10 protein-coding genes are annotated in these 9,764 nt (G+C 34.3%); 2 read left to right on the top strand and 8 right to left on the bottom strand.

The window, feature by feature from the left end; all coding sequences use genetic code 11:
* Positions 1–796: tyrosine-type recombinase/integrase (locus tag ACLI09_RS17805; RefSeq protein ID WP_411421000.1), on the top strand; the 796-nt coding region annotated here is incomplete at its 5' end.
* 321 nt (positions 797–1,117) lie between these two features.
* Positions 1,118–1,525, top strand: coding sequence for a helix-turn-helix domain-containing protein (locus ACLI09_RS17800; RefSeq protein ID WP_411420999.1), 408 nt, complete (start codon positions 1,118–1,120; stop codon positions 1,523–1,525).
* A gap of 30 nt (positions 1,526–1,555) precedes the next feature.
* Here ACLI09_RS17800 and ACLI09_RS17795 read toward each other — a convergent pair whose 3' ends face one another.
* The 8 genes from ACLI09_RS17795 to ACLI09_RS17760 all read right to left on the bottom strand — a co-directional run bounded on the left by ACLI09_RS17795 (position 1,556) and on the right by ACLI09_RS17760 (position 9,428).
* Positions 1,556–2,578, bottom strand: a complete 1,023-nt coding sequence (locus ACLI09_RS17795; RefSeq protein ID WP_411420998.1) for a PDDEXK nuclease domain-containing protein — start codon at positions 2,576–2,578, stop codon at positions 1,556–1,558.
* A gap of 78 nt (positions 2,579–2,656) precedes the next feature.
* Positions 2,657–3,217 (bottom strand): hypothetical protein, encoded by a 561-nt coding sequence (locus tag ACLI09_RS17790; RefSeq protein WP_411420997.1) that lies wholly within the window; start codon positions 3,215–3,217, stop codon positions 2,657–2,659.
* 10 nt (positions 3,218–3,227) lie between these two features.
* Positions 3,228–4,238 (bottom strand): relaxase/mobilization nuclease domain-containing protein, encoded by a 1,011-nt coding sequence (locus ACLI09_RS17785; protein WP_411420996.1) that lies wholly within the window; start codon positions 4,236–4,238, stop codon positions 3,228–3,230.
* Positions 4,235–4,615 carry a plasmid mobilization protein gene (locus ACLI09_RS17780; RefSeq protein ID WP_411420995.1) on the bottom strand — a complete coding sequence of 127 codons (381 nt, stop codon included), beginning with the start codon at positions 4,613–4,615 and terminating at the stop codon, positions 4,235–4,237. Before ACLI09_RS17780 ends, ACLI09_RS17785 begins: the two co-directional genes overlap by 4 nt.
* A 124-nt stretch (positions 4,616–4,739) precedes the next feature.
* Positions 4,740–5,675 carry a toprim domain-containing protein gene (locus ACLI09_RS17775; RefSeq protein ID WP_411420994.1) on the bottom strand — a complete coding sequence of 312 codons (936 nt, stop codon included), beginning with the start codon at positions 5,673–5,675 and terminating at the stop codon, positions 4,740–4,742.
* A 21-nt stretch (positions 5,676–5,696) separates the two neighbouring features.
* Positions 5,697–5,969 (bottom strand): helix-turn-helix domain-containing protein, encoded by a 273-nt coding sequence (locus ACLI09_RS17770; protein WP_116789173.1) that lies wholly within the window; start codon positions 5,967–5,969, stop codon positions 5,697–5,699.
* Between the two features lie 182 nt (positions 5,970–6,151).
* Positions 6,152–6,988, bottom strand: a complete 837-nt coding sequence (locus ACLI09_RS17765; RefSeq protein WP_411420993.1) for a hypothetical protein — start codon at positions 6,986–6,988, stop codon at positions 6,152–6,154.
* Positions 6,989–7,112: 124 nt separating this feature from the next.
* Positions 7,113–9,428 carry an AAA domain-containing protein gene (locus ACLI09_RS17760; protein ID WP_411420992.1) on the bottom strand — a complete coding sequence of 772 codons (2,316 nt, stop codon included), beginning with the start codon at positions 9,426–9,428 and terminating at the stop codon, positions 7,113–7,115.
* Positions 9,429–9,764 lie beyond the last annotated feature (336 nt).

Here is a 9,764-nt window from a genome sequence, read left to right as displayed (position 1 = left end):
CAATTTAAAAGTTGATGAAGCGGATGTACAAGCTTTTGTATTTCAAAAACTTGATTCCGGCCTAAGCCAAAAAACAATTAAGGATATACTTATAGTCCTAAAAATGATACTGAAATTTGGTGCGAAGAAAAAGTGGATTAGTTATACTCCATTTGACATACAATTTCCTACTGTTCGAGAAAATCATAGTATTGAAGTGCTGAGTCGTTCTGACCAGAAAAAAATAATGAATTATATACAGGAGCATTTCACCTTTCGTAACTTAGGAGTATATATATGTTTAAGTGCCGGTATGCGAATCGGCGAAATTTGTGCTTTGACTTGGGAAGATGTCGATACAGATAATGGAATTATAAATGTAAGACGAACTATACAACGGATATATATTATTGAAGGAGGTATTAGACGAACTGAATTAATTTTAGACACCCCAAAAACTAAGAACTCCATTCGTGAAATCCCGCTGAGTAAAGATTTACTAAGGATACTCAAACCGTTCAAAAAAATCGTTAACCCTTTTTTCTTCATATTAACGAACGATGCTAAACCTACGGAACCTCGAACTTATAGGAGTTACTATAAAAGTCTAATGAGAGATTTAAAAATGCCTGAACTTAAATTTCATGGGCTTAGACATAGTTTTGCAACCCGTTGTATTGAAAGCAATTGTGATTATAAAACTGTAAGTGTCTTGCTAGGACATTCTAATATTAGTACAACACTCAATTTATATGTTCATCCTAATATGGAACAGAAAAAAAAAGCTATTGAACAAATGTTTAAATCATTAAAATAGTTAATATTCTAATAGCGACTTGAATAACATTATATTTGTTTTCTAACAAATGATGGGTTTGGATATAGCAAAGGGCTTAACTATGCCCATCATTTGTATTCTTTGAATATGATATAGTTGCTGCTGTTGGCTTCTGAGTTAATTATATTTGTAATTTTGACTTTTACAATGAAACATCAGTGAAAAAGCTTATTTTTGCTTATACAAAGCTAGTAAATATCTTACTTTAGCACATTGAATCATACTATATAGTGCCACACTGTTTATTACAATAGGTTTACCATCGAATATTACTTACAGAATTTTGATTATCATTGAGTTATGAATACAGCAACCAAAAGCCATATAGGAAGAAAGATTAGCCGCATACGTGAATTACGTAATATGAAGCAAGAAGCATTGGCTCAAGCATTAGGTACGAGTCAGCAAACTATTTCTATACTTGAAAACAGTGAAACCATTGAAGATGAAAAGCTTGCTGAGGTTGCTAAAGCACTCGGAGTAACCGTTGAAGCGATAAAAAATTTTTCAGAAGAAAATGTAATTAATTATTTTAATAGCTTCCATGACAATGTAGTAACTACCGGCAGTATATTCGCAACCAATTGCACCTTCAATCCTTTGGACAAAGTTGTCGAACTGTTTGAGGAAAATAAAAGTCTTTATGAGAGATTACTCCAAGCAGAGAAAGATAAAAATTCCTATTTAGAGAGACTACTTGACAAGTAGCATTCCTTTAAATTTGAAATAGTAAAACATTTAATCTGACAGTTCATTTTCTTGGTCTTGTGTTCTTTTTTCAATTTCTTTCTTTACCTCCTCGATTAATTGTTGTTCGGTTGGTAAGTAAAGTTTATATTCACTTGCAATTATAGTTTTGTTGTCTTCAGGTAAGGAGATTTTTACCACTGCATTGTTTTTTTCAGCACATAACAGGATACCTATTGTAGGTTTCTCGAAATCTTGTTTTTCGTATCTGTCATAATAATTAACGTACATTTGTAGTTGCCCGACATCTTGGTGGGTAAGTTTATGTGTTTTTATTTCTATGATAACAAAACATTGAAGTAATCGGTTATAGAAAACTAGGTCTATGAAAAATTCATCTCCTTCGATATGAAGTCTTTTCTGCCGTGCAACAAATGCAAAGCCATTTCCAAGTTCAAGTAGGAAATCATGTAGATGAGTTATAATAGCCTGCTCTAAATCTTTTTCATAATAGGACGCTTCTCGATGTAATCCTAAGAATTCAAGATACATTGGGTCTTTTATTATCTCTTTTGCATCTGAAGGATTCTTCTCATTACGAGCTATCGCTAATACATTTTCCTTATTATTACTTAAAAGTAAACGCTCCCATAAACTACTATGTATCTGCCTTTCTAATTGGCGTACTGTCCAATTATTTTTAACTGTTTCGGCAATGTAAAAATCGATTTTGTCTTGGCTATCAAGTCTAAGAAGTATTTTATATTGGCTCCAACTCAATTGCGAATACACTGTATTCGCAATTGGAAAAGTCCTGTAAAACTGTCTGAAAAGCTCAATTTGTCTTTTAGAGAAACCACTCCCAAATTCAGGCTCTAATTGTTCTGATATGAATTTAGTGAGATAATTACCGTAATCCGCACGGTCTTTTCCCTGTTGCTCTTCTTCAAAAATACGTCTACCAATGTACCAATACATTAATGTACGCTCGTGGTCTACGGCACGAATGGCTCTTTCCTTAGAGGAAAAGATGATAGCTTTTATATCTTGTATCAGGGATTGGTCTAAAATCATAAGATATTAAAATTGTGTGTAAATTTACGAAAGTATTATCTCGGTAATGGCTGATATTTTATAAAAGCTTTAGACAATTTATCCGACTTTTTTTATATCCGAAAAATTATAGGCTTTGTCCATCATGGTTTTTGTGGCTTTTCCATTATGTTTATACATATAATCCCATGCCCGTTTGATTTTATCATTCTCCAACTGTTGCATCTTAACTTCTTTCATACTCTTTGTATAATCAATTCCCCAGCTGTAAGCAAGGTTAAGAACAAAGGCAGCGACAGGCAATAAAAACCATCTTCCAAAAACTATTTTATAAAAAAGCTTGGCATCCTGTTCAGGAAAAAGCAATATCTGAAGTTTCCTTGTTATACTTTTCGGTTCCCGACCAATCATGTATTTGATATCCAAAAATCCTTTTTCCAATGCACTTTTTACAGGAGCAATATCTATACTTACAGGAACTTCGCTTTTCGACGCTTGCTGCTCATTAAATACATCAAGTTTTTTCCCAAGATTATCTATAGCGATAATCAGTTCGCCGATGTTTTGATTCGTCGTTTTTTGTTCAACCGTAAATTCTTCCAGAACTAATTGTAGTGTATCCCTGTCAAGTTGATTTTTTCCATTCATTTCCATAGTCATTCATCATTAGTTAGTGTTTCATGCCTGGCCTTCTTTTCTTTTTAGGCTGTCGGATTAGTTCAGGGTCTCTATAATCTGAAGTATATTCAGGGTTCATTAGCTGGCCTATAAGTCCTGAGATTTGTTTTTCAACTGCTTCAAAAGAAGTTTCATGTTTACTAAATTGTTGACTATTTCCCTGCTTGAAGTTATTATTAGCACCAATAGTGCTGTCATTTAAACTTTCATTTTTACGACTTGCCTGTTTTGCTTCAAGCTGCTGCTGTAGGCTCAGTATCTTTTCAATTTTAGCGAGTGAAAAACCAATCTCACTTCCTTTAAACTTTACCTTTTTATCATCCACAAAAGAAATACCGCGACCTTTCAGGACTTTGTAACCTAAACCTTTCATCTGCTTTTCAAAGGCCGGGTAGCTACTGGTCTGTTTTAAAGTTTGCTGTATATCCGCTTTCAGTTTTTCTTTCCGGCTGTCGTGCCTGGGCAGTTGCCTGTCCGTTGCTGATAGGAATTTCCTTGGGCTTAATACTTGCTGCAAGCCATACTGCTTTTCAAGCTTCCGGCAGAGTTCTGCCATCCGCTTATAGCTATTGCTGTCCGTAGCTACTTTGCCTTCAAAGCCTACCCGGTTGGCAGCAATATGGATATGCTGCTCTTTGGTATCCTTGTGTAACACGCAGATGTATTGGTGGTCGGCTACACCAAACGCTTCAGCGCAAGCCCTGCCCATGTCGGTTAGTTGCGCCTTGGTCAATTGTTCTCCCGGTGCCAACCGTAAGGACAAATGCAGCATTGTTTTTTCAATACGGCTACTTAGCTTGCTTACATCTTTGAACTGCTCGTTAAGTTCATATTTGTTGCCAAAGCATTTGTTGTATTCCAGTACCTCTGCACGCTCCTTATACTGTAAATGGTCTCCTACCGCAAGCTCTAATTTCTTTTCCTCGGACAATTCTTTTTTATCTTCCAGTACATAACTGAGCAGGTGGTAAATTGAAGCCCCTATGGACACATGCCCAATCATAACAGGTAGTTTTTTATTTGCAGGGCAAGGTCTTTCACTTGATTGGACTGTACTTTGAGTTCCGCCCGTTCCAATGGGCTAAGCTCGTCATTGCTGTTGCGCTTTTTGGCAATCTGGTTCAGGTTCGCAGCCATGTGGTTTAAGGTTGCAGTGAAGCTTAAAACTTCTTTTGGCAGGGCTTTATTCCTGAAATTAATTTTTGAAGTCAGGCCGAGTTCACGCAGGTATTCTGATATGGTAAGCCTTGCTTTCCTCGCCTTAGCTTCAATAGCCTTACGCTCAAAGAGTGTACACTTGATTGCCATTACCTGGTTTCTCTTAATCTCTTTGGGAGGCCTGCCGCCTTTATTCCTATTGTTGTCATTTACTCCTTCCATAATCTTGTACCATTACGATTTTTTTGAATGCGGTAGCATGAAAAAAATCCCTCAACGAATGCGATAGCATGAGTTGAGCCAGCGTTTTGGTTTTACCAAAACATAGCTGGCTACCACTCAGACGTCACATAGACCTTCCATGCTTCTTAACTTGTTTAAATAATTCAGGCTGCTTAAGCCAGTCGTTCAAATCCTTATTATTTCTATACAGAATACTTCGGTCGGTAAACTTTTCAGGGTGTCTTTCCAGAGCTTCTTTTGTGAGTTTCATGCCTGCCTCATCCCGATCAAGGTAGAGGTTAACACAGTCATGCTTTTCCATAAGCTCCCAAGACTTTTGAAAAAAGGCAAGGGAGTTTAAGACTAAACTATTTGGTGGCTGCTCAGCTGCTTTTTGGGTTATAGTCTTATACGACAGGAAGTCGAAAAAGCCTTCAAATACGTTTAAGGATTTTGACCCTACATCTATGAAGCTTACGGCCTTTGGCGAACTGCTGCCCTTGAAATATGCGCTCCGCAGTTCATACCCTCCGCTCTCATTTTTAAACCCGATAGCAGTCTGCTTTTTATTATAAAGCAGAAAGTCTACCTCATGGCAATATTGCTTGGCAACCTCTAATGGAATGTTCCGCTTTTCCAGATAATCAATAAGCCGACTATCCGCTATAACCTTGCTATCCGTAATAAGTATCTTGCCCTCACCATCCTTCTTTTTTTCACCGGCAGAAATGCTATTAAAACTATTCGTTAGCTTCGGTTTTTCCTGCTGGTGAAAAAGAAAGGTTTTAGCATTGCCAGTTGATAACTTTTGGAGTAGCTCACCTGTGGTGCATCGGAAGTATTCCTTTCCAAAATCGATAAGGTCACCACCTTTACCAATCCCGTGGTCGTACCAAACATTTAGCTTTCGATTGACTTTAAAAGAAGCGGTCTGCTCATCTCGCAATGGGGACTTGTACCAATAATCTGAGTTTCGGATTTTTGATGGTTCATATCCGAGCGAAGCAAGGAAATCCACAAAGTCAATCTGTTTTGCTGTGGCACAGGTTAGCTTTTCCATAGCTTATAAAATTAACGTTGCTTATTCGCCTGTGCCGTCCATTAACTTCAGTATATCCTCATAACGGTAATACAGCAAGCCACCAATCTTGCTAAACGGTAACGTGCCATTGATACGTAAATTTTGCAGTGTCCCTGCTGAAATACCCAACAGCTTTCTTACTTCAAAGCTTTTAAGCCAGTTGCGTTGTTCCTCGCCACGTTTGCGTGGGAATGCCTGGAATTTGCGGATTTCTTCCAGTAAATCTTTCTTGAATCGTTCAAGGTCATCCCTTGTAATTAGCTCTACATTCATCTTCCTTCATTTTTACATTAAACAAAACCTCTTGCAGGCCGTAAACCAATTGATAGGTTTACGTTCGTTTTGATTACAAAGTAAATGAGAGAATACTATAAAAAGATGACCATTATGGGCGTTTGGTCAAATTTGAAATCACAAAACCTACATTCTGATTATAAATTCATCGTAAAATAAAATCATAGTATTTTCCGATTCTGATAGCAGTATTCTTTGATGTTCTCAATTTTAGAAATAAAAGTAGCGATGGAACTAATTACTGTATTGGCATCTTCATCCACTAAGAAATTGATATTTTCAGAATCAAGTGGATTTTGTAGAGTTGCCCATATAGAATTATAACCTCTGTTAGCGGGCTTCAAGTCAAATTCCATATCATCACTATTGAGTGATTGTTGGATTGAAGATGCATAATCAAACTCTTTAGAAGAGACAATACCCGAAAATCGTAAGTAGTTTTTTCTATTATTATTCCATATGAAGATATCGTAGTTATTAGAAGCAGTTCGTATATTGAGCGAACCTTCATTTTCAAAAATACGCACATTATTAAATTGGCTTTTAAGTACTTTATCAAGGTTCTCTTTCCAATTAGTGACAAAATTATTCTTAATTTCTCTGCTCTTACTACCCAAATAAGTATCGTAAAAACTTTTGATTTCATCATATTCCTTAATTGTTTCCGTTATGTATCCAACATCAATTGAACTAATTTCGGAACTCAATAAGAGATTCATAGACGTAATTATGGCTCTTTTTTCATTAAAGTATAACTTGGCATGTAGGTTAGCTATAGGTATAGGTTGCAATCCTATTTGCAAAACTTGTTCATTAGCTTCTTTTTCTCCTTCACGAATATACACTTCGATGGCTATGTTTCTTTTTTTTAAGTTTTCAATTTTGTTTACGAGTTTATACCATTTGTCGAATTTGCAGTATGGAGATACGATAACCACTTTTTCCCGGGCTTCATCAAATAAATTCATAATCTCCCCTGAGATGCTATTAGGTTTCAAAAATTGCATTTGATAGTTGATTGTTTTATAAAATAATCATTGTATAGTAAAATATAGTATACCATAAGCCTTGATAAGTAAAGCTGTATGATAACCATTGTTGGAGATTCTCAATTTTTACAACCTACAGATCAATGTCGTCAAATGCGAGTTGATTTAAATTATAAATTTCGGAGTTATCAAATTTTATATTTTTTTGTACATCAATAAAATTTATAAGTTTTTTAAATTCATTATTTGGGTCTCTCCACCAATTCGTTCCCCATATCCTGTGAAATACAAAACCTTGGGATTCGAGAATATTTTGCCTGTGAGTATCATATAAATATGCCTCATTACTAGAATGGTATTTGGCACCATCGCATTCAATGGCAATTTTAGGTATATACGGTATGGCAAAGTCAATAACCATATCAATTCGGAATCCTCCAACTTTATATTGTGGTTTAAGGAACTTTTTATCGATTGATTGTGATAACCTTTCATATACTTCTTCTTCAAAAGGGGACTCAAGTGGTGGATCTGTATCATAATCAGAATATGCTTCCAGAACATAATTTGATTTCAAGGCATCAATTACAGATAATCTGAGTTCCTCATTATTTTCACTCACAGCTTTAGCATAAGCTAAATACGCATAAAAAACCGCTTTTTTATTGTTAGATTGCTGGGTCACTAAATAAGATTTAAAATTTAAGATCCTATCTTCAGGTATTGAAGTCACAATATAATTCTTGTAACGCGCACGCGTGATGATTACGTTCAATAATTTATATCCTTTCTCGAAATTTATAGGTCCAAATCTTTCATAAAACCCGCCTCCTGTGTCAACACCATAAGTAGTTGATATTATTATAATATCTCTTTCATCACCTTGTATATTTTCAAGATTTTTGATGAACAGTCCGTCCTTCTCTAATTCAAAAATCTTTTCATTAAATTCTCTATATCGCTCATGTTTTTGACGTTCAACAATCTTAGCTTTTATAAGATCTCTTTGCGTAATATTAAATGTAGCGATACCTACAGTAGGATACCTATTATCTTTTTTTCTATTGATATTGTTCTCTAAAATGTCAAGAACTCTATCAGCTTCAATATGATTCACTCTGTTTTCAAATATGCCATTAACTTTGACATAGGAAATTGGTTTATACTCCAAAGTCTTAGGCATTGCCTTAAGTTTTTGTTTATAAAATGCGTAATTAGAAAACTCTATTAAATATGGATGTTTGGATCTATAATGAAAATCTAGCGACTTTATTTTAAAATTCATTTCTGTCCCAAATTCAAGTAATGAACTACATGATAAGGCTAACGCGTCTATCGATGATTTATCTTTTTTTATTTCTGAATCATCATCAATGATATCCTCCTCACTTTCAACTTCTCCATCATAGATTTTTGAAAAATAACTTGATGGAGGCATTTGATGTTCATCTCCAGCTATAACAATCTGTTTTCCTTTCAACATTGCAGGAACATTATCTTCTAATTTTAATTGACTAGCCTCATCGAATAATACAATATCGAAATAACGGTTATATTTAAAAAGATTACTAGCGACATCTGGAGTTGTCAAAATAATTGGAAAAAAAGTGGTGAATAGATCGATATCTTTTTCAACTATGTATCTTAGAGAATATCGCCTATGCCCAGTTGAACTCTTTAGATTATATAGATTCTTGACTTTTAAGGAAGGATTAGCTGCATCAAAATTTAATACTTTTTCATTTTGCTTATTGTACCAAATATTATTAATAAAATCTATTTGGTTAGTTTGTAATTTAACCTTATTCGCAATCAAATCATCAATTAAATATTCATCAGTTGGTAAATCATCTGAAGCATAACTTCTCAAAAGTTTATTGAAATATGAAATTCCAAAAGAACTAAGCCAGTCTGAATGATTTTGTAATTCTTCGATAAGAACATAAGCATTTTTGTCTAATCTATTTATGTAATTATACCACAAATAATCAGCTTTAAAGCCTCTAGGGTTATCATCAATATACTGCTTTTTTTGGTTAATAAGATCTTCCACTTTAAATATAAGTGAGTTTAGATTTGTCTGTTTATTATAATTTGTTACATATCCATCGTTCGCTATTTTTTGATTTAATTCTAACGTTTTAATTTTTATTTCTTTAAAACCAGGTAAGTGTTCGAACTCGTGCTCACTTTCGAAAATATCAGAATTTAAATATTCAAAATCAATTGCGTTACGTATTGAAGATTCAACGTTATTTATTCTTTTATAAACTTTTTGAATTTGATTTGTATTGTCTACGTTATTATAAATGAATTGAAAATCGTATGAAAAATCCGAGGACTCTAAAAGTAACACTTCTAATTTTTTATAATTATTTCTTTGATTAGTAAAATGAGTCTTTATCCAATCGTTTAATTCTGTAAGAATGATACGTTCGGTACTCGACAAAGTAGTTCTATTATTAAATCGAGATGTTCTAATAATTTTTCTTCTGTATCAAGTTTTAAGAGATACGTTAAATCTAATCCTTTAAATCGATCAAGCGTCGAATTAATAAATTGTTGACGTAGCTTCTGTAACAAATCATAATAATCTCTAAACCGTGCGGTGCTTACTGAAATACTTTCACCTGTGATAAATTCGGGAGCATATTCGGATTTTTTGGTCAAATATGTTAACTCGTCAAAAAGTGAATTTAATTGTTTAAAGTCATAGATAGTTTGTTGACTTTTTTAGAAATAATACATCTTAATTTAAATGCGAAGCTGCCTAGTCGTGTTGTTG

The sequence above is a fragment of the Flavobacterium sp. RHBU_24 genome (assembly GCF_046613695.1).
Classification (GTDB): domain Bacteria; phylum Bacteroidota; class Bacteroidia; order Flavobacteriales; family Flavobacteriaceae; genus Flavobacterium.
This window is presented reverse-complemented; position numbering and strand designations above follow the sequence as displayed.

What these genes read in the sequence shown, in the direction of transcription:
- ACLI09_RS17800 (WP_411420999.1), top strand. Translation starts at nt 1,118, where the DNA reads ATGAATACAGCAACCAAAAGCCATATAGGAAGAAAGATTAGCCGCATA.
- ACLI09_RS17795 (WP_411420998.1), bottom strand. Translation starts at nt 2,578, where the DNA reads ATGATTTTAGACCAATCCCTGATACAAGATATAAAAGCTATCATCTTT.
- ACLI09_RS17790 (WP_411420997.1), bottom strand. Translation starts at nt 3,217, where the DNA reads ATGACTATGGAAATGAATGGAAAAAATCAACTTGACAGGGATACACTA.
- ACLI09_RS17785 (WP_411420996.1), bottom strand. Translation starts at nt 4,238, where the DNA reads ATGATTGGGCATGTGTCCATAGGGGCTTCAATTTACCACCTGCTCAGT.
- ACLI09_RS17780 (WP_411420995.1), bottom strand. Translation starts at nt 4,615, where the DNA reads ATGGAAGGAGTAAATGACAACAATAGGAATAAAGGCGGCAGGCCTCCC.
- ACLI09_RS17775 (WP_411420994.1), bottom strand. Translation starts at nt 5,675, where the DNA reads ATGGAAAAGCTAACCTGTGCCACAGCAAAACAGATTGACTTTGTGGAT.
- ACLI09_RS17770 (WP_116789173.1), bottom strand. Translation starts at nt 5,969, where the DNA reads ATGAATGTAGAGCTAATTACAAGGGATGACCTTGAACGATTCAAGAAA.